The organism is Bacillus sp. Bvel1 (assembly GCF_014872755.1).
Classification (GTDB): domain Bacteria; phylum Bacillota; class Bacilli; order Bacillales; family Bacillaceae; genus Bacillus; species Bacillus velezensis.
Window position 1 is genome coordinate 703979 of the sequence record NZ_JAAOBZ010000006.1, and the last position, 24257, is coordinate 728235.

Genomic DNA, 24257 nt, shown 5'->3' on the forward strand with positions numbered 1-24257 from the left:
TTAGTACAAATCTAAAAAGCTTATCAAGAGCGGCTGAGGGACTGGACCGATGACGCCCGGCAACCTGCGTGTATTGCAAGGTGCCGCATCCAGAAAAATGCACAGCATTTTGAAGATAAGGGCTATACCGGGTCACTGTCTTTCATTCCGCTGGATTGAAAGTTTTTTATATGAAAAAAAGATTGAGGGATAAGACAACCGGCAGAGAACAACAGCTGTTTGATTGTCTCCGGGAGGAGGAAAGAAAAAATGCTAACGTATGACACATGGGAGGAACCGGCGATTACATTTCCGGAAGACGATTCCTATAAAGGCGCGCTGTCCGTTTTAAAATGGGCATACGGCCACTACGGAGACCAGCTTGTTTACGCGTGCAGCTTCGGGATTGAGGGCATCGTCCTGATCGATTTAATTTCTAAAGTAAAGAAAGACGCGGAAATCGTGTTTCTCGATACGGGTCTTCACTTTAAAGAAACATATGAAACGATCGAAAAAGTGAAAGAACGTTATCCGGGGCTGAACATTATCCTGAAAAAGCCCAGCCTTACTCTCGAGGAACAGGCCGAGGCTCACGGAGATAAACTGTGGGAAAGAGAACCGAACCAGTGCTGCTACATCAGAAAAATTCTGCCGTTAAGAGAAGCGCTCGCAGGGCATCCGGCATGGCTGTCCGGCCTTCGCCGGGATCAAGGGCCGAGCCGGGCGAATACGAATTTCCTGAATAAAGACGACAAGTTTCAATCGATTAAAGTATGCCCGCTGATCCATTGGACATGGAAAGACATCTGGAGATATACTTCCAAGCATGAGCTGGATTACAATATCCTCCATGATCAGGGGTATCCGAGCATCGGCTGTGAACCGTGCACTTCACCTGCGTTTACCGCGGAAGATTTGCGGAGCGGCAGATGGAACGGCATGGCGAAAACAGAATGCGGACTGCATGAATAAAGGAGCTGCCCGATGGAATTAGCCGCTATTTTATTCTGTCTGTTTTTTGCCATGAATATCGGAGCCAGCGGAGCCGCGGCATCAATGGGAGTCGCTTACGGGTCCGGCGCCGTTAAAAAGAAAACGTATGCGCTGATCATCTGCGCGGCCGGAGTCCTGTCAGGGGCGGTTATCGGCGGCGGTGAAGTCGTTAAGACGATCAGCGGCGGAATCATTCCCGAACAAACCATTACGCTCACCATTGTCTGCATTATAATCGGAGCGGCGGCGCTATCGTTATTCACGGCGAATGTGCTCGGCATTCCGCTGTCGACGAGTGAGGTCACTGTCGGGGCGATTGTCGGTGTCGGCGTCGCGTACAAAGTATTGTTTTTACAGCATCTTTTGGTCATCGTGATTTTTTGGGTGCTCGTACCGTTCGTCGCGTTCTGTTTCACTTTTCTCGTATCGAAGGTATTCAGTTCTCTGAATATTCGAGTCATTTCGAAACGGAAACAGAAGATTTTAGGAATTGTGCTGCTTTTTGCGGGTTTTTGGGAAGCTTTTTCAGCCGGAATGAACAATGTCGCAAATGCGGTGGGCCCTTTGGTGGCTGCGGGCGTACTCAGCGTGTCAAAAGGAACGCTGTACGGAGGCATCTTTGTCGCTCTCGGCGCTCTGCTTTTAGGACGCAAAGTGCTTGAAACCAACGGGAAAAAGATTACGAGGTTTTCAGCCGGAGAAGGCATACTGCTTTCAGGAACCGGTGCGGGGCTTGTCATTATCAGTTCCGTCTTCGGTCTGCCGGTCCCATTGGCGCAAGTCACATCATCATCAATTATCGGTATCGGAATGGCCAAAAACGGGCCGAACGTTTTTCATAAAGAAGTCGTGAAAACGATGCTCAAAGTATGGGTTGTTTCGCCGTTTTTGTCACTGTCGATTTCGTATCTGCTTGTCTCCCTGCTGTTAAAAGGAGATTACTATTCCATCTTTATGATGGCCAGCGTGCTTTTGGCAGCTGGCGGAGCCGCCAGTCTGATGAAAGCCATCCGAAAAGAGAAACGCTCTGTCCATGAACAAGGCGGGGGCATTTAACTATTAATCTGAGTTTATTTATCTGTTAACTGGGAGGAATCATGTATTATGAGTTTAGCACCGCACGGAGGAACATTAATTAATCGGGTGAATGAGCAGTATGATCTTACATCCGTCCACAAAGAAATTGAGCTTGATTTGATTTCGTTCGCTGATTTAGAGCTGATCGGGATCGGGGGGTACAGCCCGATTGAAGGATTTTTCACAGAAAAAGATTACGTGTCAGTCGTTGAAAATATGCGTCTGGCATCAGGGGTTGTCTGGTCCCTGCCGATCACGCTTCCGGTCGATTCAGAAAAAGCGGCTGAGCTTGCCGTCGGCGACACGGTGAAACTGACTTACGGCGGAGAAACATACGGCGTCGTCGACATCGAAGATATTTATACGCCGGATAAACAAAAAGAAGCCGTTCACGTATATAAAACCGATGATGCCGCGCATCCGGGCGTGAAAAAATTATTTTCACGCGGCGATACGTATGTCGGCGGGCCGATCACATTAATTAAAAAAGCGTCAAAGCAGTTTCCTGAGTTTACATTTGAACCTGCCGATACAAGACGAAGCTTCGAAGAAAAAGGCTGGAAAACCATCGTCGGTTTCCAAACGAGAAATCCGGTCCACCGCGCCCACGAATATATCCAAAAAACCGCGCTTGAGACGGTTGACGGCCTGTTTTTGAACCCGCTCGTCGGTGAAACAAAATCAGATGACATTCCGGCGGATGTCAGAATGGAAAGCTACCAGGTGCTGCTCGATCATTATTATCCGAAAGACCGCGTATTCCTCGGCGTGTTTTTGGCGGCAATGCGGTATGCGGGGCCGAGAGAAGCCATTTTCCACGCGCTTGTCCGCAAAAACTACGGCTGCACGCATTTTATTGTCGGCCGCGATCATGCCGGCGTCGGTGATTACTACGGCACATATGAAGCGCAAGAGCTGTTTGATCAATTTACAGCGGATGAACTCGGAATTACACCGATGAAATTCGAGCACAGCTTCTTCTGCCAGAAATGCGGCAACATGGGAACGGCCAAAACATGTCCGCATGACAGAGAAGACCACGTCATTCTGTCAGGAACAAAGGTCAGAGAAATGCTGCGAAGCGGCGTCATGCCGCCGGCGGAATTCAGCCGTCCTGAAGTTGTCGAGGTGTTGATTAAAGGGCTGAAAACGAAAGAAGAAGCAGGCGTTTCTTAAGGAGGAAAATAGAGTGACAAATCGTGATATCGTATGGCATGAAGCCTCAATAACGAAAGAAGAATACCAGCAGAAAAACAAGCATAAAAGCTCTATCCTCTGGCTGACGGGCTTAAGCGGTTCAGGGAAATCCACAATTGCAAACGCCGCAGCGCGCGAGCTGTTTGAACAAGGCTATCAAGTCATTGTGCTTGATGGTGATAACATCCGCCACGGCTTAAACAAGGACTTAGGTTTTTCCGATGATGACCGCAAGGAAAATATACGCCGCATCGGGGAAGTGGCGAAGCTTTTCGTTCAGCAGGGAACCATCGTCATCACGGCTTTTATTTCTCCGTTCCGTGAGGACAGAGATCAGGTGAGAGAGCTTGTGGCAGAGGGCGAATTTAATGAAATCTACGTGAAATGCGACCTCGATATATGTGAAAAGCGCGATCCGAAAGGGTTATATAAAAAAGCAAGAAATGGTGAAATTCCGTTCTTTACGGGGATCGACTCACCGTATGAAGAGCCGAAAGCGCCTGAGCTCGTACTTGATTCAGGCAAATTTGAACGTGAAGAATGCACCGGAAGACTGGTTGACTTTGTGAAAAACAGCTTAGCATAATAGGTCCAAAAAGGCCGCGCAATCAGCCGGATATCCTCCGCAATGGCGGGATATGGTAAAATAGCTGAAGTGCGGCCTCGCGGCTGTTCTGGGAAGATTTCAAAACGGATCGGGGAGACATGCTATGGGGAAAGTATTTATCGTTGGAGCCGGTCCGGGAGATCCGGACTTATTAACGGTGAAGGCAATGAAAGCCATACAGAAAGCGGACGTTATATTATATGACAGATTGGTAAACAAAGAGATTTTACAGTACGCCGGAGAAGAAGCGGATCTGATTTACTGCGGCAAGCTCCCGGATTTTCACATTATGAAACAGGATACGATCAACCGTTTCCTTGTGAAGTATGCGAAAAAGGGGAAAACCGTTGTAAGGCTCAAGGGGGGCGACCCGTTTGTTTTCGGCCGAGGAGGCGAAGAAGCGGAGGCTCTCGCGCAAAACGCCATTCCGTTTGAGATCGTTCCCGGCATTACATCAGGAATCGCGGCTGCTGCTTATGCCGGCATTCCGGTGACGCACAGAGAGGCGAGCTCCAATGTCGCATTCGTTACGGGGCATTATAAACAAGAAGACGACTTTGAAGAAAAATGGAAAGCGCTGGCGACGGGCATTGATACGCTGGTGATTTATATGGGAATTAAAAATATCCGGCAGATTGAAAGAATGCTGCTGGAAAACGGCAGAGACGGCGGCACTCCGGCAGCCTTTATTCATTGGGGGACGACGGACAGGCAAAAAACAGTCGTCTGCACCGTCGGCACGCTTTCAGACACAGTGATAAAAGAAGAAATCAAAAACCCGAGTTTAATTGTTATCGGTGATGTCGTCAATTATCACTGCAAACTGGACTGGTATGCATCTGATCAGAAAAATCCGGATTTGAGCGAGGCGTTGTAAATGAAGCAGGCGATTTTATATATCGGGCACGGAAGCAGGCTGAAAAAAGCGCAGACAGAGTCGGCGGCGTTTTTAAAAGGGTGCATGCCGCACGCTGACGCTCCCATTCAGGAAATCTGTTTTTTAGAACTGCAGGAACCGTCTATTGAAGCGGGATTTGAAGCTTGTGTCAGACAAGGCGCCACTCATATTGCGGCTGTGCCTTTGCTGCTGTTGACCGCTGCCCACGCGAAACATGACATTCCGGCTGAAATCGCCCGTGCGGCGGCCCTGCATCCCGATATAAAAATGACATATGGTGTTCCGATCGGAGTGGACGATGAAGTCGTAAAAGCGGTCCATCATCGCATTGAAGATACCGGAGTGTCCATTGAGCAGGCGAAAGTGGTGCTGATCGGAAGAGGAAGCACAGATCCGGCAGTTAAAAGCGCAGTCAGTGAGATTGCCGGAAAACTTGAGGCGATTACACCTGTTAAAGAAGTCATCCCTTGTTTTTTAACAGCATGTGACCCGCACTATAAAGAAGTGTTTGCCGGCCTTGAAGAGGATGACGGAGCACCCGTTTTTATCGTTCCATATCTTCTGTTTACCGGGCTTTTAATGACTGAGATTGAACGGGAAGTTCAAAAGCTTCAAACGGTCAATCAAAATGTTCATCTCGCTTCATACTTAGGTTTTCACCCGCATATTAAGCAGGCGTTTTTGAACCGTGTGACGGAAGCTGTCCGAAACCCCGGCGGGCAGTTTGATTTTAAGGGGGGACAGTATGCTGCCTCTGCACATTAATCTCAGCGGAAAAAGAATTGTCATCGCGGGCGGAGGCAATGTTGCCTTAAGAAGACTCAAAACAGTGCTTCCGGAAGGCGCGGATATTACTGTAATCAGTCCCGATGCCTTGCCTGAAATTAAACAGCTGGCGGATGAAGGACGTATCCGCTGGGTTTCCCGTAAAATTGAAATGAAGGATCTTGCGCCCGCTTTTTTCATCATTGCCGCGACAAATGACCGCAGCGTGAATCGGGAGATAGCCGAGGGCGCTTCTGAAACGCAGCTGGTCAATTGTGTAAGCGAGGCTGAACGGGGCAGCGTGTATATGCCGAAGATCATCCGCAAAGGGCGCATTCAAGTATCCGTATCAACAAGCGGCGCAAGCCCTGCACATACGAAAAGACTGGCTGAGGACATAAAGCCTCTCATTACTGCTGATTTGGCTGAAGAAGTGGATCGATTATTTGAGAAAAGAAGAAGACCATAAAAAACACCCTGTCTGTCATCAGGCAGGGTGTTTTTTATACTGTCCTGACAGTCCGCCGAATGTGAAAAATTCAAAACGAAAGCGGGCAGTTTGAATGGTATATGCCGACAAGCGGTCAGGATTGCGAAGTGATGCGGAATATGTATGTGATCCCGATGCCGCCTGGATTTCGCCCGCATACAAAGGAAAGGTCAGAGACCCGCCCGGATGTGCTCAGGTTCGGCGAGGGAAGGTGAAAGTATCCGCCGCCAAATCAGGTGTGACCGTTTAAATCACAGACGGCCCGGCGGATCATGCAGACATGACGGGAAACTGATCAGATACTGTAAAGATCGGTTCTGACGGCTGGGAGAGTTTCGTCTCCGTTTATACGTAATAAAAAACACCTCCAAGCCGAGTGCGGGTTTCAGCTTGGAGGTGCGTTTATTTTTTCAGCCGTATGACAAGGTCGGCATCAGGTGTGACAAATACGGTATGCTGGCTGTCATAGGTGACAAATCCGGGCTTTGCGCCGTTTGGCTTTTTCACATGTCTGATTTTTGTATAATCAACCGGAACGGAGCCGGAATCTTTCGCTTTGGAAAAATAAGCGGCGATCGCAGCCGCCTCCAGTATGGATTGTTCATCCGGATCGCTGCTTTTAATCACAACGTGGGAACCCGGAATGTCTTTCGTGTGGAACCATAAATCATCCCTCGCGGCAGCTTTTGTCGTTAAGTACTCATTTTGTTTATTGTTTTTGCCGACAAGAATCGTCAATCCCCGTGAAGATTCATATTGCTCCAAAACAGGAACGTGCTGCTTCTGTTTTTTCTGTCCTCTCTGCTGTTTCGGCCGCAGATATTTGCCTTCCACAAGCTCTTCCCTTATTTCGTGAATATCCTTTGTGGAGGCGGAGGAGAGCTGCTGGATCAGCTGATCGAAATAAGCGATTTCCTCCTCGGCCAGACGGATCTGTTCTTTTACCACCTCGACGGAATTCTTCGCCTTTTGATACTTTGTAAAATACATCTGCGCGTTTTCTGACGGTGTTTTGTTCGGATTTAAAGGGATGGTCACCGTTTTACTTTCTTCATCATAATAATTGATGACTTCCGCTTCTTTGTCACCTTTTTTCAGCATATACAAATTTGCAGTCAGCAGTTCGCCGTATAGCTGGAATTCCTTCGCATTCTCTGAGTAGTCGAGCGTCTTTTCCAGCTTTTTTATCTTATTGGCATTCTTTTTCCGTTCATTTGCGACAAAACGCTCGAGATCCTGAGCCTGCTGTTTGACGCGGTCGCGTTCCGCTTTGCCGAAATAAAACCGGTCCAACAGCTCACTCAGTGAGTGAAAGGTGCGCTCCTCTCCGTTTACATGTGTGAGAGACAGGAGATAAAAGTATTCCTTTCCGCCGGCTGTCGTAATGTTCGGTGTAAACCTGCAATCTTTCACGGCATGGAACATTTCAATCAGCGTCTTCGGCAGCGTTATTTTGTTAGCGAGACCCGCTCTGTGCACGGCTTCTTTTGCAAACAGCGGAGAAACACCGGAAAAATGTCTGACGATCTGCTGGTCAAGCCGTCCTTCCTGAAAACTGAGATAACGCAAAACGTCCTCTTCATCCGCGGCAAGCGGCGAAATTTTTTCCTGAGCGGGAGGAAGCTTGTAATCATAGCCCGGCAGAACGGTCCGGTAGCTGTTCATCGACGGAGATAAATGCTTCAGCCCGTCGATGATGGATCCTTCTCCGTCAGTCAGAATAATATTGCTGTGCCGTCCCATAATTTCAACATACAGCGTTCTTACGGTTTCGTCGCCGATTTCATTTCTGCTTTTTATGCGGAATATCATAATCCGGTCTAATCCGGCCTGTTCTATTTTCTCAATAAATCCGCCTTCTATATGCTTTCTGAGCAGCATACAAAACATCGGCGGCTCGCTCGGATTTTCATAGGCCTGGTTTGTCATGTGCACCCGTGAATAGCTCGGATGCGCCGACAATAATAATTTGTGGTTTTTTCCGTTGGCGCGGATATGGAATATCACATCGTGCTTAAAAGGCTGATGGACTCTCGTGATCCGTCCTCCGGCGATCCGGCTGTTTAATTCATGTGTCATTCCGTATGTAAACATGCCATCAAAAGACATATAAAACACCCTTTCCTTCTTCCTGCATTCGATAATTATAGCATGAAAAGGGACGAGTCAGAATAAGCTTGTTTACAGAGTGACATCTCTAAAGCGAGGCAGGGGAGTGGACGAGAAGAATGAAGTTTCATGAAATGGGACAAACCGATTTGCTGAAAGCAACAAATACGTCCATTAAACAGGGGTTGACCGAAAAAGAGGTGAAAAAACGCCTTGAAAAGCACGGGCCGAACGAGCTTCAGGAGGGCAAGAGGACACCGGCGATCGCCGTGTTTTTCGCCCAATTTAAAGATTTTATGGTGCTCGTGCTGCTGGCGGCAACCTTAATATCCGGGTTTTTAGGCGAATATGTAGATGCCGTAGCGATTATGGCGATTGTATTTGTCAATGGGGTTCTCGGTTTTTTTCAAGAGCGGCGGGCGGAAAAGTCTTTACATGCATTAAAAGAGCTGTCAACGCCGTATGTGTCAGCGTTGCGGGACGGGAGCTGGAAGAAAATTCAGTCCAAGGAGCTCGTTCCCGGCGATATCATGAAATTTTCAAGCGGCGACCGGATTGGCGCGGATGTGCGGATCGTTGAAGCGAAAAGCCTTGAAATTGAGGAATCGGCGCTGACCGGGGAATCAATTCCGGTGGTTAAACAAGCCGATAAATTGAGAAAGCCGGATGTTTCGTTAGGCGACATCAGCAATATGGCGTTTATGGGTACGATCGTAACGCGCGGCAGCGGTGTCGGCGTCGTCGTCGGTACAGGAATGAATACGGCAATGGGGAAAATTGCCGATATGCTGGAATCCGCCGGCAGCCTTTCAACACCGCTGCAGCGAAGACTTGAAGAGCTCGGCAAAATTTTAATTATCGTCGCGCTCCTTTTAACGGTATTGGTCGTTGCAGTCGGCGTCTTACAGGGACATGATCTTTACAGCATGTTTTTGGCCGGGGTGTCATTGGCCGTCGCCGCAATTCCGGAAGGGCTTCCCGCCATTGTTACGGTGGCATTATCAATCGGCGTCCAGCGCATGATCAAACAAAAATCAATTGTCAGAAAGCTCCCGGCGGTTGAAACATTGGGCTGCGCCTCTGTCATTTGTTCTGATAAAACCGGCACGCTGACACAAAACAAAATGACCGTCACTCATATGTGGTCAGGCGGCAAAATTTATAAAGTGTCAGGCATCGGCTATGTGCCGGAGGGCGTTTTCACCCGAGATGAGCGGGAAATCAAGCCGAAAGATGAGAAGATTCTTGAACAGATGCTGGTTTTCGGCGCGTTGTGCAACACATCTGAAATCGCACTGAAAGACGGCCGTTATGTACTCGATGGTGATCCGACAGAAGGAGCGCTGCTGACGGCTGCAAGAAAGGGCGGCTATTCAAACGATTGGCTCAGCGGGCATTACCGCGTGGTTGCCGAGTTTCCGTTTGACTCCGTCCGCAAAATGATGACCGTCATTGTAGAGGATCAGGAAAAAAAGCAGTTCGTCATCACTAAAGGAGCGCCCGATGTGCTGATTGACCGCTCATCACATCTGATGCACGGCGCAAGAAGTACGCCTTTTTCAGGAGAAAAGAAAGCAGAAACGGAAGCGGTTCTGAAAGAGCTGGCGTCGCAAGCTTTGCGTACGATCGCGATCGCTTATAAACCGCTTAAGCCCGGAGAAAAGCCGACAATGGAGCAGGCGGAAAAAAATCTGACGATGCTCGGCTTGTCAGGCATGATTGATCCGCCCCGTCCGGAGGTCAGACAGGCCATTAAAGAATGCCGTGAAGCCGGCATTAAAACGGTTATGATCACAGGGGATCACGTCGAAACGGCAAAGGCCATTGCAAAAGATTTGCGTCTTCTTCCGAAAAAGGGGCGTGTGATGGACGGCAAGACGCTGAATGAGCTTACGGACAAAGAACTTATCGAAACGGTCGATGATGTCTACGTCTTCGCACGCGTGTCACCTGAACATAAATTGAAAATCGTCAAAGCGTTCCAGGAAAACGGACACGTCGTCGCCATGACGGGAGACGGGGTTAATGACGCGCCGGCCATAAAGCAGGCAGATATCGGTGTTGCCATGGGCGTGACGGGAACGGATGTGGCAAAGGAAGCCTCTTCTCTCATTCTGGTAGATGATAACTTTGCTACGATTAAATCAGCTATAAAAGAGGGACGGAATATCTATGAAAATATAAGAAAATTCGTCCGGTATTTGCTGGCCTCCAACGTCGGTGAAATTTTAGTGATGCTGTTTGCGATGCTTCTCGCTCTGCCGCTGCCGCTCGTCCCGATTCAGATATTGTGGGTGAACTTAGTCACTGACGGGCTGCCGGCGATGGCCCTCGGTATGGATCAGCCGGAAGGAGACCTGATGAGGCGGAAGCCGCGGCATCCGAAAGAAGGAGTGTTTGCGAGAAAACTGGGCTGGAAAGTCGTATCAAGAGGGTTTTTAATCGGAGCCGCAACCATTTTAGCGTTTATCATCGTCTATCACCGCAATCCTGAAAATCTGCCCTACGCACAGACCGTTGCATTCGCGACTCTTGTCCTGGCTCAGCTTATACACGTGTTTGACTGCCGGAGCGAAACGTCTGTTTTCTCCCGGAATCCGTTTGAAAATATCTATCTGCTCGGCGCCATCATTTCTTCTGTCTTCCTGATGGCCATCGTCATCTATTATCCGCCGCTGCAGCCGATTTTCAAAACAGTGCCGATTACGCCGGGCGATTGGATGCTGATTATCGGGATGTCTGGCATACCTACTTTTTTGCTGGCGGGTTCACTTTTGACAAGAAAAAAATAATTCCATATGATATAATCTTAGGGGTAATAGCATGTCTATTGCCCTTTTATTTTGATAACGGGAAAGAATTGGGTGTTTCATATGATACGGAGTATGACAGGCTTCGGCAGCGCAAGCAGCACAAAAGGCGATCTCTCGGCAACCGTTGAATTGAAATCCGTCAATTACCGGTTCAAAGAAGTGAACGCCCGCCTGCCACGGCCTTTGCTATATGTAGAGGATAAGCTGAAACAAACGATATTGCAGCATATACAGCGCGGAAGAGTAGAGCTGTTTCTCACTGTAAACAGTGACGCGCTTATAAAAAGAAGCCTGAACATCGATTGGGAGCTCCTTGATGAATATGTGAGCGCCGCACGCGCCATGAAAGAGCGCTACAGCCTGGCCGCAGAACCCGATGCAATGGATTTCTTTAGATTTGAACATATTGCGCAGATTCACGAAGAACAGATGCGTGATGACAAGCTTGAAGAAGTCATCAGGGAAGCCGCTGAGCTGGCTGTAAAGGAACTTTGTGACATGAGGGAAAAAGAAGGCCGGCTTTTGGCGGAAGACTGCTTTCTGCACATTGAGCGGCTTGAGACGCTGTCCGAACAGGTGAAAGAGCGCGCTTCGGCCGTTGTTATTCAATACCGCGAGCGTCTTTACGCCCGAATGAAGGAATGGACGGAGGACGCGCTCGACGAAAGCAGGCTGATCACGGAATGCGCCATTTTCGCCGATCGTTCTGATATAACGGAAGAAATTACCAGATTAAAGAGCCATTTTGTTCAATTCCGTGATATATTAAAAGAAGGCGGGGCAGTCGGCCGCAAACTTGATTTCCTTGTTCAGGAGCTTAACCGGGAAGCGAACACGATCGGCTCAAAAGCCAATGATCATCAAATCACAAAGCTTGTCGTTGAAATGAAAAGTTCTATTGAAAAATTGAAGGAACAAGTGCAAAATATAGAATAGCGACTGTGCGTATTGTTTACAGACGGTCTCTTCAGGTTACACTAGAGACGTCTATTTTACAGGGGGAACGTAGAAGATGACGATTAAACTGATTAATATCGGATTTGGCAATATCATCTCCGCCAATCGGATGATTTCGATTGTCAGCCCGGAGTCTGCGCCAATAAAGCGAATGATCCAGGATGCAAGAGACCGCGGAATGCTAATAGACGCTACATACGGACGAAGAACCCGTGCAGTTGTCGTCATGGATAGTGATCACATTATCTTATCTGCCGTCCAGCCTGAGACAGTTGCACACAGACTTTCTGTGAAAGAAGAAATTATGGATGAAGGGCAGGGGTAATTGCCGCATGAAAGAAAGAGGGTTATTAATCGTTCTCTCAGGTCCCTCCGGAGTTGGAAAAGGAACGGTTCGGCAAGCAATATTTTCACAACAGGACACGAAATTTGAATACTCAATTTCAGTCACGACGAGAAACCCGAGAGAGGGCGAGGTCGACGGCGTCGATTATTTCTTTAAATCCAGAGATGAATTCGAACGCATGATTGAAAACAACAAACTGCTTGAGTGGGCAGAATATGTCGGCAACTATTACGGTACTCCCGTTGATTATGTCGAACAGACGCTTCAAGAAGGAAAAGACGTCTTCTTAGAGATTGAAGTGCAGGGCGCGCTCCAAGTGCGGAATGCATTTCCGGAAGGCCTGTTTATCTTCTTAGCGCCGCCGAGTCTTTCTGAGCTGAAAAACAGAATCGTGACAAGAGGGACTGAAACCGACGATTTAATCGAAAACAGAATGAATGCCGCAAAAGCTGAAATCGAAATGATGGACGCGTATGATTATGTCGTTGAAAACGACGATATCCAAACGGCTTGTGATAAGATTAACGCAATCGTTCTCGCCGAGCACTTAAAACGTGAACGCGTTGCTCCGAGATATAAGAAAATGCTGGAGGTAGAATAACTTATGTTAGATCCGTCAATTGACTCTTTAATGAATAAATTAGATTCTAAATATACGCTGGTGACCGTGTCTGCAAGACGCGCGCGTGAAATGCAGATCAAAAAGGACCAGCAGATTGAACATACCATTTCTCACAAATATGTAGGCAAAGCTTTAGAAGAAATTGACGCGGGCCTGCTTTCGTTTGAAAGAGAAGACAGCGAATAACAAGCACACGTAGCAACCTATCTCTACATAGGTTGTTATTTTTTTCCGTTTGGGATTTGTCCAATGCTTTCATAAAGGGGAGAAGACTTCATGAAAAACCGAAACATTTTGCTATGCGTAAGCGGAGGAATCGCCGTTTATAAAGCTTCCGCACTCACGAGCAAGCTGGTTCAGGCCGGCGCAAATGTCAAAGTGATTATGACTGAGTCCGCGCGTGAGTTTGTTTCTCCGCTGACATTTCAGGCGCTGAGCCGGAATGAAGTGTATACAGATACATTTAATGAACAAAATCCGAAGGTGATTTCTCATATTGATGCCGCTGACTGGGCGGATTTAATTATTGTCGCGCCCGCTACGGCAAATATTATCGGCAAGCTTGCCAACGGAATTGCTGATGATATGCTCACAACGACGGTGCTGGCGGCTGAGGCCCCGGTCTGGGTGGCGCCTGCGATGAATGTCCATATGTATGATCATCCGGCGGTGAAACGGAACATTTCTGTGCTTTATCAGGACGGGGTCCGCTTTATCGAGCCGAGTGAAGGCTATTTGGCATGCGGATATGTCGGCAAAGGAAGGCTGGAGGAGCCGGAGCTTATTGTTGAGCGTGTCAGAGAGCATTTTAAGGAGCCTGAAGACGATGCGCCGCTGAAAGGAAAACATATTGTCATTACGGCCGGTCCGACGCGCGAAGCCGTGGACCCTGTCCGCTTCTTCACAAATAAATCCACCGGCAAAATGGGCTACGCTGCTGCTGAAGCCGCCGTCCGTCTCGGGGCGCGGGTGACGCTGATTTCAGGCCCGGTGTCAATAGAGCCGCCAGTCGGGCTGTATCAGTTTCTTCCTGTGCAATCGGCAGCCGATATGAGAGAAGCCGTGCTTTCTGTGTTTGATTCATGCGACATGGTGATTAAGACGGCGGCCGTGGCCGATTTTACGCCGGCGGCTGTTTCTGATCACAAAATGAAGAAGAAAGACGGTTCGCTCGTGATCGAATTCAACCGTACGGCAGACATACTGAAAGAACTCGGCGAACGGAAAACACACCAGCTGCTGGTCGGATTTGCTGCTGAAACGCAAGACGTCGAACGCTATGCGCGCAGAAAACTCGAACAGAAAAACCTTGATATGATCGTTGCGAATGATGTGAAAGCGGAAGGGGCCGGATTTGGCACGGATACGAATGTCGTCACCTTCTATTTCCGGGACGGAAGAAAACGGGAGCTTGCGCTTATGTCTAAACTTGACGTTTCCTTTGAAATGCTGAAGGAAATGACAGCTTTGAAAGCCGAGGACCGAAAACCCGTATGAATGTAGCAGAAGTCATTGTCGATGTCAGCTCCAAAAACATTGACAGACCCTTTGATTACAAAATTCCCGATCATTTAAAAGGGATGATCGAAGTCGGCATGCGGGTGATTGTCCCGTTTGGCCCGCGCAAGCTTCAAGGATTTGTGACCGGTTTGAAAGATTCGTCCGAATTAAACGGCGGCTCAATGAAGGAAGTCGAGAAGCTTCTTGATTTGACGCCCGTTCTGACTGAGGAACTGATGCAGCTGTCTTCATGGCTTTCTGACAAAACGCTGTCGTTTAAAATCACGGCGCTTCAGGCAATGCTGCCCGCCGCATTGAAGGCGAAGTACGAGAAAGAGCTGAAAGTCGTTGACGAAGAAGCGCTGACACCGGACATCAAACAGCTTTTCAGGAATCAAAAAAGTCTTCTGTACTCGGATATTACCGATGAAAGCATTCTTTCGTCACTTCAGAAATTCGTGCGTAAAGGAAGCATTGATGTCACATATAAAGTCGCCCAAAAAACGAATAAAAAAATGATCCGCATGATCGAAGCGGGGGCAGACAAAGAAGAACTCGCCCGGCACGCAGATTCATTGACAAAGCAGGCTTCTAAACAGCTCGCCGTGCTTACTTATTTTATCGGCGGGGGAGAAAAGATTTCCGCGGCTGAACTTTGCCAAAAGACCGATTCCAGTTCCGCGACGCTGAAAACGCTTCTTAAAAAGGGGCTTCTTACGGAAAGCTTTGAGGAGGTTTACCGTGATCCTTATCAGGACAGAATGTTCAAAAAAACAGAGCCGCTCTCTCTTACAGAAGAGCAGCAGGCCGCTTTTGAGCCGATTAAACAAGCTGTAGCCGACCATGTCCATCACGTCTTTCTGCTTCACGGCGTCACGGGAAGCGGCAAAACGGAAATTTACCTGCAATCCATTGAAAAAGTGCTGGCAAAAGGAAAAGAAGCCATCGTGCTCGTTCCGGAAATCTCGTTGACACCGCAAATGGTCAACCGTTTTAAAGGCCGCTTCGGCTCACAGGTTGCGGTCATGCACAGCGGATTATCCACAGGTGAAAAATACGATGAATGGCGGAAGATTCAGCGCAAGGAAGTCCGGCTTGTCGTCGGAGCCAGATCGGCCATCTTTGCCCCGTTTGAAAATCTCGGCATGATCATTATTGATGAAGAGCACGAATCTTCCTATAAGCAGGAGGAAATGCCGCGGTATCATGCAAAGGACGTAGCTATCCGCCGGGCCGAGCATCACAGCTGTCCGGTCGTCCTCGGGAGCGCCACGCCGACATTGGAGTCATTTGCGCGGGCGAAAAAAGGCGTTTATGAGCTGCTTCCGTTAAAACATCGCGTAAACCGCCAGCTCATGCCTGACGTTTCTCTCGTTGATATGAGAGAAGAACTGAGAAACGGCAACAGATCAATGTTCTCAAGAGAGCTGATGGAACAGCTGGAAGAGAAGCTTGCAAAAAAAGAGCAGGCCGTCCTTTTTCTGAATAAACGGGGGTATTCCTCGTTTGTGATGTGCCGGGATTGCGGTTATGTGCCGCAATGTCCGCATTGCGACATTTCCATGACTTATCACCGCTACGGACAAAGGCTGAAATGCCATTACTGCGGCCATGAGGAACCTGTCCCGGGGACATGCCCGGAATGCGGCAGCGAACATATCCGCTTTTTCGGCACGGGAACGCAGCGTGTGGAGGAGGAGCTTACCAAAGTGCTGCCTCAGGCGCGTGTGATCAGGATGGATGTGGACACCACTTCAAGAAAAGGCGCCCATGAAAAACTGTTGTCAGCGTTCGGTGAAGGGAAAGCGGATATCCTGCTCGGTACGCAGATGATCGCAAAAGGGCTTGATTTTCCGAACGTGACGCTCGTCGGAGTATTAAGCGCAGATACGACGCTTCACATCCCAGATTTCAGAGCCGCGGAGAAGACATTCCAGCTGCTGACGCAGGTAAGCGGACGGGCCGGGCGGCATGAAAAGCCGGGAACGGTGGTCATTCAAACGTATACACCGTCTCATTACAGCATTCAGCTGACGAAAACGCACGACTATGAAACTTTTTTTCAGCAGGAAATGGCGCACAGACGGGCCCAGTCATACCCGCCGTATTATTACGTGGCGCTGGTGACCGTTTCTCATGAAGAAGCGGCAAAAGCCGCGGTCACCGCAGAAAAGATTACAAACTATTTAAGAGCGGGATGCGGGCCTGATACGAAAATTCTCGGGCCGGCGGCTTCCCCGATTGCCAGGATCAAAGATAGATATCGCTATCAATGCGTGATAAAATACAGACAGGAAAACGAGTTGCAGATTCAGTTGAAAAAGATACTGGAGCACTATAAACGCGACATTGCGCAAAAGCATGTAATGATTTCAATTGATATGAATCCGTACATGCTGATGTAACATTAGTTTTTGGAGGGCAAAATTTTGGCTGTAAAAAAAATCGTCACACACCCGGCGGAGGTTCTGGAAACACCCGCCGATGAAGTGACAGTGTTTGATAAAAAATTAAAAAAACTGCTTGACGATATGTACGATACGATGCTCGAAATGGATGGCGTCGGTCTCGCCGCGCCGCAAATCGGCATTTTAAAAAGAGCGGCCGTCGTGGACATCGGTGAAGAAAGCGGCCGGATCGACCTTGTAAATCCGGTTATTCTTGAAAAGAGCGGTGAACAGACCGGAGTCGAGGGCTGCTTAAGTTTTCCCGGGGTTTTCGGTGATGTCACCCGCCCGGATTACGTAAAGGTAAAAGCCCACGACCGTAAAGGAAAACCGTTTATTTTAGAAGCGGAGGGTTTTTTGGCCAGAGCCGTTCAGCATGAAATGGATCATTTAGACGGCATTTTATTCACATCAAAAATTACGGCTTACTACACTGAAGAAGAACTGGCAGAAATGGAAGGATGATTGGATGACAAGGATCGTTTTTATGGGAACGCCCGACTTTTCAGTTCCCGTCCTGCGCACGCTTATTGAAGACGGATATGAAGTGGTTGGTGTCGTTACGCAGCCTGACCGCCCGAAAGGCAGAAAAAAAATCATGACGCCCCCTCCTGTAAAGGCTGAAGCTGAACGTCACGGCATTCCCGTGCTTCAGCCCGAAAAAGTAAGGCTCGAAGAAGAAATAGAAAAAGTGCTAAGCCTGAAGCCGGACCTGATTGTTACGGCGGCATTCGGACAGATCCTGCCCAAGCAGCTGCTGGACGGTCCGAAATACGGCTGTATCAACGTACACGCGTCACTATTGCCTGAATTAAGAGGCGGAGCGCCGATACATTATTCGATTCTCCAAGGCAAGAAGAAAACGGGCGTGACGATCATGTATATGGTTGAAAAGCTTGATGCGGGCGATATGATTTCTAAAATCGAAGTGGAAATTCATGAAACGGATAACGTCGGCACGCTGCACGACAAATTAAGCATAGCGGGGGCAAAGCTTTTGTCAGAGACCGTCCCGAACGTCATCTCCGGAAATATTAAACCGATCAAACAGGACGAATCAAAAGCGACTTACGCGCCTAACATTAAGCGTGAGCAGGAGCGGATTGATTGGGCAAAGCCCGGAGAAGAAATCTACAACCAGATCAGAGGTTTAAACCCTTGGCCTGTCGCCTATACAACTTTGAACGGTCAAACTATTAAAGTATGGGCTTCTGAAAAAGTTGCGGCAAAAACTGATGCTGCGCCCGGAACAGTCATCCGCACGGAGCAAAACGGCATTGTCGTCGCATCAGGAAACAGCACCGCCCTTTTAATCACTGAGCTGCAGCCGGCGGGGAAAAAACGGATGAAGGGCGAAGATTTTGTAAGAGGCAAAAATGTGCAGTCCGGTGACGTGTTAGGAGCAGCAAATGAAGAAAATTAATGTCCGGGAGCTCGCCCTTGAAGCGCTTGAGAAGCTTGAGCAAAATCAGGCATACAGCAACCTGCTTCTTACATCGGTTATCAAAACGAACACGCTCAGCGATCAGGACAGAGGACTGCTGACAGAGCTTGTCTACGGAACGCTGCAAAATAAAATCGCCTTAGACTATATGCTGAAGCCTTTTATCCGCAAGCCGAATAAGGTGAAGCCGTGGGTGATTCAGCTGCTTCGTCTGTCCGCGTATCAAATGGAGTATTTAGAAAAAATTCCGGATCGCGCCGCCATCCATGAAGCGGTTGAAATCGCCAAAAAACGCGGGCATAAGGGCATTGCGTCCTTTGTCAACGGCATTCTCCGCTCCCTGCAGCGTGAGGGGGCGCCGTCATTTGCTGAAATTGAAGACCCGGTTCTCCGTCTTTCTACAGAGACAAGCCATCCCGAATGGCTCGTAAAAGAGTGGGTCGAGGCGTACGGCTTTGAGGCGGCTGAAAAAATCTGCCGGATTCATCTCATTCCGCCGAAGCAGACGCTCCGTGTCAATCACATAAAGAGCGACAGGGAAACGGTGCTGAATGAGATGGAGAATGCCGGTCTGGAAGCGGAAGCCGGAGACCTTTCTCCTGATGCGATTAAGCTTTTGAAAGGAAGCATCGCGAACACGGCATTTTTCCAAAACGGCCGGGTATCCATACAGGATGAAAGCTCAATGCTTGTCGCGCGGGCGCTGGACCCGAAGCCGGGCGAAACCGTTTTAGATGCATGCGCCGCACCGGGCGGAAAGTCGGCTCACATTGCGGAACTGATGGAGAACGAGGGGAGCCTCACATCGCTTGATCTTCACCGCCATAAAGTGAAGCTGATTAAAGAGGGCGCAGAACGGCTCGGACTTACGATCATCGACGCGCAAACGATGGATGCGCGAAAAGCGGGAGAGGCCTTTGGCGCAGAACGGTTTGACCGTATTCTCGTTGATGCCCCTTGCTCAGGTTTCGGCGTCATCAGAAGAAAACCCGATATGAAATATACGAAGACGCCGGAGGACAGCAGACGGCTGTCAGAAATCCAGCTCGGCATTTTAAGGGAAATCGCCCCATTAGTAAAAAAAGGTGGCACACTCGTATACAGTACGTGTACAATGGATCGGACAGAAAATGAAGAAGTTATGCATGCGTTTATACAAGAACACCCTGAGTTTGAACCCGATTTGTCTCTTGAAAAGCGGCTGCCTGAAAAGGCGAGACCCTTTGTTCAGGATGGAAGCCTTCAAATTCTTCCGCATTATTTCGGAACAGACGGTTTCTTTATTAGCAGCATGAGAAAGAAGGGATAAAAATGACACAATTAAAAAAGACAAGCGTACGGAAAGAGCTGCGGACTGAGCAGCCGTCCATTTACTCTTTTGAATTAGATGAAATCAAACAATGGCTGACCGAGAATGGCGAAAAGCCGTTCCGCGCAGCACAGATTTTTGAATGGCTCTATGAAAAGCGGGTTTCTTCATTTGATGAAATGACGAACCTCTCAAAAAGCCTGCGTGAAAAACTCGAGAGCAATTTTGTGCTGACAACGCTGAAAACGGCTGTAAAACAGACATCTCAAGACGGCACGATGAAATTTTTATTTGAACTTCATGACGGTTATACGATTGAAACGGTTTTAATGAGACACGAGTATGGTAATTCTGTATGTGTAACGACACAGGTCGGCTGCCGGATCGGCTGCACATTTTGCGCGTCAACGCTCGGCGGTCTGAAACGGAATCTTGAAGCGGGAGAAATCGTCGCTCAAGTCGTGAAAGTGCAAAAGGCGCTTGATGAAACGGATGAACGCGTCAGCTCAGTCGTCATCATGGGAATCGGAGAGCCGTTTGATAATTTCAATGAAATGCTCGCTTTCTTAAAAATCATTAACCACGATAAAGGGCTGAACATCGGAGCGCGTCATATCACAGTTTCCACCAGCGGAATCATTCCGAAGATTTACGATTTCGCCGATCAAAAAATGCAGATCAATTTCGCGATTTCTCTGCATGCTCCGAATACGGAAATCAGAAGCCGTCTGATGCCGATTAACAAAGCCTATAAGCTTCCTGACCTTATGGAGGCCGTCAAATATTACATCGAGAAAACAGGCAGACGGATCAGCTTTGAATACGGGCTGTTCGGCGGCGTAAATGATCAGGTCGAACATGCAGAAGAGCTTGCAGAACTGTTAAAAGACGTGAAATGCCATGTCAATTTAATTCCGGTAAACTATGTGCCTGAACGGGATTACGTCCGCACACCGAGAGATCAGATTTTCGCATTCGAAAAAACGTTAAAATCCCGCGGTGTAAATGTCACGATCAGAAGAGAGCAAGGCCATGACATTGACGCGGCCTGCGGTCAGCTTCGCGCGAAGGAGCGTCAAGACGAGACGAGGTGAAGAGGTTGATTACAGCCTTGAAAACAGATACAGGTAAAGTCCGCCGGCATAATGAAGATGCGGCGGGCATTTTCACAAAAGAAGACGCGGTGCTTGCGGTTGTCGCCGACGGCATGGGCGGTCATCTTGCCGGAGATGTAGCGAGCAGGATGGCGGTTGCGGCGATGGAAGAGCAGTGGAACCGGACCGAAACGGTTCCTTCTCTGCCGTCTGCTTGCGAGGATTGGCTGAAAGACCGGATTCATGAGGCGAATGTCAAAGTGCATGACCACGCTAAAGCCAATGAAGAATGCCGGGGAATGGGCACCACCATTGTCTGCGCCTTATTCACGGGGAAGTTTGTCACTGTGGCTCATATTGGTGACAGCCGGTGCTACCTGCTTCAAGAGGGGGAATTCACTCAGCTGACTGAGGACCATTCGCTTGTGAATGAGCTGGTCAAGACGGGGGAAATTTCGAAAGAGGACGCCGAGCACCATCCGCGGAAAAATGTATTGACGAGAGCGCTGGGGACAGATGAAACCATCAGCCCCGACGCCCGTTCTTTTGAACTGTCTGACGGCGATCAGCTGCTTTTATGCTCTGACGGACTGTCAAATAAAATAGAAGATCACGAGATCAAACAAATGCTTCAAGCCGAATCTGATCCTCAGGAAAAAGTAGACCTTCTCATCAGCAAAGCAAATCAAAACGGCGGCGAAGATAACATCACGGCTGTGTTGATTGAGTTTTCCGCAGATGCAAAAGAGGGTGAAGACAAGTGCTAACCGGCAAGCGGATCAGCGGGCGTTATCATATCCTCCGGCCCATTGGCGGCGGCGGAATGGCAAACGTTTTTTTAGCTGAGGACATCATTCTCGAACGTGAAGTCGCAATTAAAATTCTGCGGTTTGACTTTGTGAATGACATTGATTTTATCAGGCGTTTCAGAAGAGAAGCACAGTCGGCATCAAGCCTCGATCATCCGAATATCGTCAGTATTTACGATATCGGGGAGGAAGGCGATATTTATTACATTGTCATGGAATATGTGGAAGGCATGACATTAAAGGAATACATAACCGCACACGGACCGCTTCATCCGAAAGAAGCGCTGTCCGTTATGGAGCAGATCGTCTCGGCCATCGCCCATGCCCATCAAAACCATATCGTGCACCGGGATATTAAACCGCACAATATATTGATAGATCATTTAGGGCATATCAAGGTGACGGATTTCGGCATCGCCACAGCGCTTACGTCTACGACAATCACACATACGAATTCTGTGCTGGGCTCGGTTCATTATTTGTCTCCGGAGCAGGCGAGAGGCGGCCTGGCAACGAAAAAATCAGATATTTACGCGCTCGGCATCGTGCTGTTTGAGCTTTTAACAGGCAAAATCCCTTTTGACGGAGAATCAGCCGTCAGCATAGCGCTAAAGCACCTGCAAACAGAAACGCCTTCCGCCAGAAAGTGGAACCCTTCCATTCCGCAGAGCGTTGAAAACATTATTTTAAAGGCAACCGCCAAAGACCCGTTTCACCGCTATGAAAGCGCGGAGGACATGGAGGCGGACATCAGAACGGCTTTTGACGCCGGCAGGCTGAATGAACAAAAATTTTCCGTGCAGGATGATGAGGAAATGACAAAAGCCATTCCCGTTATTACTGACGGCGCAAAAGCCGCGTCTCAGGCGGAAACGCCGGGGGAGACGGATGATAAGGAACAGCAGCCAGCCAAAAAGAAAAAACGGAAATGGCCGTGGGTTTTGCTGGCCGTCTGTTTCATTTTCATTATGGCGGCTGTTCTTGCGGTCACCGTGTTCCCGTCTTTATTTATGCCTAAAGATGTAAGCGTCCCCGACGTACGGGGCATGAAGTACGAAAAAGCGGAAGCCCTGCTTGAAAAGAACGGGCTCCGGGCTGATCCTGATATAACGGATATTGAAGATGAAAAAATAGAAGAGGAATTAATGGTCAAAACGGACCCAAAAGCGGGGTCTACCGTTAAAGAAGGCTCTTCTGTAAAACTGTACAAAAGCATCGGAAAACCGAAAACCCAGCTGATCGACGTGAAAGGACGGCAGATCGGCGACGCAAAAAAAGCGCTGAAGGAAAAAGGTTTCAAACATGTCAATGTCAAAGAAGAAAACGATGACAGCGAGGCCGGCACCGTAATTGAGCAGGACCCGTCAGCCGGCACCGATATGGTCGCAAGCGACGATGAAGTCAATCTAACGGTCAGCCTCGGCCCGGCGGACGTTACGCTGAGGGACTTAAAGACTTACAGCAAAGAAGCGGCTTCAGGGTATCTTGAAGATAACGGCCTGCAGCTTGTTGAAAAACAAGCCCATTCAGATGACGTGCCGGAAGGACAAGTCATGAAACAAGAGCCGTCAGCCGGCACTGCGGTTAAGCCGGGAAGTAATGTTGAAGTGACGTTCTCGCTCGGACCTGAAGAAAAACCGGCGAAAACGCTAAAAGAAAAAATCAGCATTCCTTACGAACCCGAACATGAAGGGGACGAGCTTGAAGTGCAAATCGCCATCGATGATAAGGACCACAGCATCTCTGATACGTATGACTCATTTAAAATAAAAGAGCCGACCGAAAAAACAATTGAACTGAAGATTGATCAGGGACAGAAGGGGTATTATCAAGTGATGGTCGATCATAAAGTCGTCAGCTACAAAACGATTGAATACCCGAAAGATAATGACTGATAAGGAGGGACCCTATGCCTGAGGGCAAAATTATAAAAGCGTTAAGCGGATTCTATTATGTCTTGGATGAATCACAGGACAAGATCATTCAATGCAGAGGCCGGGGCATTTTCAGAAAAAATAAAATAACGCCCCTGGTCGGCGATTATGCCGTTTATCAGGCTGAAAATGATAAAGAAGGCTACCTGCTGGAAATCAAAGAACGAACAAATGAGCTGATCAGGCCGCCGATTTCAAATGTCGATCAGGCCGTTCTCGTCTTTTCTGCCGTTCAGCCGGCGTTCAGCACGTCTTTATTGGACCGTTTTCTCGTCCTTGTGGAAGCCAACGGCATTCACCCGATCATCTGCATAACCAAAATGGACTTAGCTGCAGACGGGGAATCGAAAGAGGCGATACTTTCTTACGTGAAAGACTATCAGGCGATCGGTTATGACGTATATGTGACGTCATCAAAAGAAAACAGCGGCTTAACAGGCATTGTGAAACACTTCGAGGACAAAACGACGGTGTTTGCCGGTCAGTCCGGAGTCGGAAAATCTTCGCTTTTAAATGCGATCAGCCCGGAGCTTGAGCTGAAAACAAACGAGATTTCCGCACATTTGGGACGCGGAAAACATACGACGCGCCATGTGGAGCTCATTCATACATCAGGCGGTCTGGTTGCGGATACTCCGGGGTTCAGTTCGCTTGAATTTACCGGCATTGAGGAAGAAGAGCTGGGCAGCACGTTCCCTGAGATCAGAGAAATAAGCGCCTCCTGCAAATTCAGAGGCTGTCTGCATCTTAAGGAGCCGAAATGCGCGGTAAAGCAAGCGGTGGAAGAAGGAGAGATTCAGCCGTACCGCTACGAGCATTACAAAGAATTTATGCAGGAAATAAAAGAGAGAAAGCCGAGGTATTAAT

The 24257-nt window shown here is 48.6% G+C and carries 22 protein-coding genes and 1 riboswitch; of the genes, 21 read left to right on the forward strand and 1 reads right to left on the reverse strand.

The window, feature by feature from the left end:
• Nucleotides 1-17: 17 nt before the first annotated feature.
• A riboswitch (SAM riboswitch) is annotated at nt 18-122 on the forward strand.
• 127 nt (nt 123-249) lie between these two features.
• From HAP68_RS07530 to HAP68_RS07560, 7 genes are all read left to right on the forward strand, one after another.
• A complete protein-coding gene (locus HAP68_RS07530; protein WP_003154369.1) occupies nt 250-951 on the forward strand; it encodes a phosphoadenylyl-sulfate reductase in 702 nt (233 codons plus the stop codon).
• A 12-nt stretch (nt 952-963) separates the two neighbouring features.
• Nucleotides 964-2028 (forward strand): inorganic phosphate transporter, encoded by a 1065-nt coding sequence (locus HAP68_RS07535; protein ID WP_003154367.1) that lies wholly within the window; start codon nt 964-966, stop codon nt 2026-2028.
• A 48-nt stretch (nt 2029-2076) separates the two neighbouring features.
• Nucleotides 2077-3225, forward strand: a complete 1149-nt coding sequence (gene sat, locus HAP68_RS07540; RefSeq protein WP_024085289.1) for a sulfate adenylyltransferase — start codon at nt 2077-2079, stop codon at nt 3223-3225.
• A 13-nt stretch (nt 3226-3238) separates the two neighbouring features.
• Entirely contained in the window at nt 3239-3832 is a 594-nt protein-coding gene (cysC, locus tag HAP68_RS07545) for an adenylyl-sulfate kinase (protein ID WP_003154363.1), read from the forward strand.
• Nucleotides 3833-3956: 124 nt separating this feature from the next.
• On the forward strand, nt 3957-4730 hold the full coding sequence (cobA, locus tag HAP68_RS07550) for a uroporphyrinogen-III C-methyltransferase (RefSeq protein ID WP_003154361.1): 774 nt from the start codon (nt 3957-3959) through the stop codon (nt 4728-4730).
• Nucleotides 4731-5516 (forward strand): sirohydrochlorin chelatase, encoded by a 786-nt coding sequence (locus HAP68_RS07555; protein ID WP_024085290.1) that lies wholly within the window; start codon nt 4731-4733, stop codon nt 5514-5516.
• The gene (locus tag HAP68_RS07560) at nt 5497-5985 is read left to right on the forward strand and encodes a precorrin-2 dehydrogenase/sirohydrochlorin ferrochelatase family protein (protein ID WP_024085291.1); all 489 of its coding nucleotides are present in this window, start codon (nt 5497-5499) and stop codon (nt 5983-5985) included. The genes HAP68_RS07555 and HAP68_RS07560 overlap by 20 nt, the downstream gene beginning before the upstream one ends.
• Nucleotides 5986-6408: 423 nt before the next feature.
• Here the strand turns inward: HAP68_RS07560 and HAP68_RS07565 are convergent, their stop codons facing one another.
• Entirely contained in the window at nt 6409-8115 is a 1707-nt protein-coding gene (locus HAP68_RS07565) for an Rqc2 family fibronectin-binding protein (protein ID WP_015388250.1), read from the reverse strand.
• A gap of 119 nt (nt 8116-8234) precedes the next feature.
• On the opposite strand from HAP68_RS07565, the gene HAP68_RS07570 reads away from it, so the two are divergent.
• The 14 genes from HAP68_RS07570 to rsgA all read left to right on the forward strand — a co-directional run bounded on the left by HAP68_RS07570 (nt 8235) and on the right by rsgA (nt 24256).
• Entirely contained in the window at nt 8235-10907 is a 2673-nt protein-coding gene (locus HAP68_RS07570; RefSeq protein ID WP_014304989.1) for a calcium-translocating P-type ATPase, SERCA-type, read from the forward strand.
• A gap of 81 nt (nt 10908-10988) precedes the next feature.
• Nucleotides 10989-11864, forward strand: a complete 876-nt coding sequence (locus HAP68_RS07575; protein ID WP_003154356.1) for a YicC/YloC family endoribonuclease — start codon at nt 10989-10991, stop codon at nt 11862-11864.
• Between the two features lie 76 nt (nt 11865-11940).
• A complete protein-coding gene (remA, locus tag HAP68_RS07580; RefSeq protein WP_003154355.1) occupies nt 11941-12210 on the forward strand; it encodes an extracellular matrix/biofilm regulator RemA in 270 nt (89 codons plus the stop codon).
• 7 nt (nt 12211-12217) lie between these two features.
• Nucleotides 12218-12832 carry a guanylate kinase gene (gene gmk, locus HAP68_RS07585; RefSeq protein ID WP_003154347.1) on the forward strand — a complete coding sequence of 205 codons (615 nt, stop codon included), beginning with the start codon at nt 12218-12220 and terminating at the stop codon, nt 12830-12832.
• A gap of 3 nt (nt 12833-12835) precedes the next feature.
• A complete protein-coding gene (gene rpoZ, locus HAP68_RS07590; protein WP_003154346.1) occupies nt 12836-13039 on the forward strand; it encodes a DNA-directed RNA polymerase subunit omega in 204 nt (67 codons plus the stop codon).
• Nucleotides 13040-13129: 90 nt separating this feature from the next.
• Entirely contained in the window at nt 13130-14350 is a 1221-nt protein-coding gene (gene coaBC, locus HAP68_RS07595) for a bifunctional phosphopantothenoylcysteine decarboxylase/phosphopantothenate--cysteine ligase CoaBC (RefSeq protein WP_003154345.1), read from the forward strand.
• Nucleotides 14347-16758 (forward strand): primosomal protein N', encoded by a 2412-nt coding sequence (gene priA / locus HAP68_RS07600; protein WP_024085292.1) that lies wholly within the window; start codon nt 14347-14349, stop codon nt 16756-16758. The genes coaBC and priA overlap by 4 nt, the downstream gene beginning before the upstream one ends.
• 24 nt (nt 16759-16782) lie before the next feature.
• The gene (gene def / locus HAP68_RS07605; RefSeq protein ID WP_003154343.1) at nt 16783-17265 is read left to right on the forward strand and encodes a peptide deformylase; all 483 of its coding nucleotides are present in this window, start codon (nt 16783-16785) and stop codon (nt 17263-17265) included.
• A gap of 4 nt (nt 17266-17269) precedes the next feature.
• Nucleotides 17270-18223, forward strand: coding sequence for a methionyl-tRNA formyltransferase (fmt, locus tag HAP68_RS07610; protein WP_014304991.1), 954 nt, complete (start codon nt 17270-17272; stop codon nt 18221-18223).
• Nucleotides 18210-19553, forward strand: coding sequence for a 16S rRNA (cytosine(967)-C(5))-methyltransferase RsmB (gene rsmB / locus HAP68_RS07615; RefSeq protein WP_003154341.1), 1344 nt, complete (start codon nt 18210-18212; stop codon nt 19551-19553). Before fmt ends, rsmB begins: the two co-directional genes overlap by 14 nt.
• A 2-nt stretch (nt 19554-19555) precedes the next feature.
• Nucleotides 19556-20647 carry a dual-specificity RNA methyltransferase RlmN gene (gene rlmN / locus HAP68_RS07620; protein WP_003154339.1) on the forward strand — a complete coding sequence of 364 codons (1092 nt, stop codon included), beginning with the start codon at nt 19556-19558 and terminating at the stop codon, nt 20645-20647.
• A 5-nt stretch (nt 20648-20652) separates the two neighbouring features.
• On the forward strand, nt 20653-21414 hold the full coding sequence (locus HAP68_RS07625) for a Stp1/IreP family PP2C-type Ser/Thr phosphatase (protein WP_015388247.1): 762 nt from the start codon (nt 20653-20655) through the stop codon (nt 21412-21414).
• Nucleotides 21408-23351, forward strand: coding sequence for a Stk1 family PASTA domain-containing Ser/Thr kinase (gene pknB, locus HAP68_RS07630; RefSeq protein ID WP_024085293.1), 1944 nt, complete (start codon nt 21408-21410; stop codon nt 23349-23351). The genes HAP68_RS07625 and pknB overlap by 7 nt, the downstream gene beginning before the upstream one ends.
• A gap of 14 nt (nt 23352-23365) precedes the next feature.
• On the forward strand, nt 23366-24256 hold the full coding sequence (rsgA, locus tag HAP68_RS07635) for a ribosome small subunit-dependent GTPase A (RefSeq protein WP_003154333.1): 891 nt from the start codon (nt 23366-23368) through the stop codon (nt 24254-24256).
• Nucleotide 24257: the final 1 nt, after the last annotated feature.

Coding starts and splice junctions, on each gene's coding strand:
- HAP68_RS07530 (WP_003154369.1), top strand. CDS start 250: ATGCTAACGTATGACACATGGGAGGAACCGGCGATTACATTTCCGGAA.
- HAP68_RS07535 (WP_003154367.1), top strand. CDS start 964: ATGGAATTAGCCGCTATTTTATTCTGTCTGTTTTTTGCCATGAATATC.
- sat (WP_024085289.1), top strand. CDS start 2,077: ATGAGTTTAGCACCGCACGGAGGAACATTAATTAATCGGGTGAATGAG.
- cobA (WP_003154361.1), top strand. CDS start 3,957: ATGGGGAAAGTATTTATCGTTGGAGCCGGTCCGGGAGATCCGGACTTA.
- HAP68_RS07555 (WP_024085290.1), top strand. CDS start 4,731: ATGAAGCAGGCGATTTTATATATCGGGCACGGAAGCAGGCTGAAAAAA.
- HAP68_RS07560 (WP_024085291.1), top strand. CDS start 5,497: ATGCTGCCTCTGCACATTAATCTCAGCGGAAAAAGAATTGTCATCGCG.
- HAP68_RS07565 (WP_015388250.1), bottom strand. CDS start 8,115: ATGTCTTTTGATGGCATGTTTACATACGGAATGACACATGAATTAAAC.
- HAP68_RS07570 (WP_014304989.1), top strand. CDS start 8,235: ATGAAGTTTCATGAAATGGGACAAACCGATTTGCTGAAAGCAACAAAT.
- HAP68_RS07575 (WP_003154356.1), top strand. CDS start 10,989: ATGATACGGAGTATGACAGGCTTCGGCAGCGCAAGCAGCACAAAAGGC.
- remA (WP_003154355.1), top strand. CDS start 11,941: ATGACGATTAAACTGATTAATATCGGATTTGGCAATATCATCTCCGCC.
- gmk (WP_003154347.1), top strand. CDS start 12,218: ATGAAAGAAAGAGGGTTATTAATCGTTCTCTCAGGTCCCTCCGGAGTT.
- rpoZ (WP_003154346.1), top strand. CDS start 12,836: ATGTTAGATCCGTCAATTGACTCTTTAATGAATAAATTAGATTCTAAA.
- coaBC (WP_003154345.1), top strand. CDS start 13,130: ATGAAAAACCGAAACATTTTGCTATGCGTAAGCGGAGGAATCGCCGTT.
- priA (WP_024085292.1), top strand. CDS start 14,347: ATGAATGTAGCAGAAGTCATTGTCGATGTCAGCTCCAAAAACATTGAC.
- fmt (WP_014304991.1), top strand. CDS start 17,270: ATGACAAGGATCGTTTTTATGGGAACGCCCGACTTTTCAGTTCCCGTC.
- rsmB (WP_003154341.1), top strand. CDS start 18,210: ATGAAGAAAATTAATGTCCGGGAGCTCGCCCTTGAAGCGCTTGAGAAG.
- rlmN (WP_003154339.1), top strand. CDS start 19,556: ATGACACAATTAAAAAAGACAAGCGTACGGAAAGAGCTGCGGACTGAG.
- rsgA (WP_003154333.1), top strand. CDS start 23,366: ATGCCTGAGGGCAAAATTATAAAAGCGTTAAGCGGATTCTATTATGTC.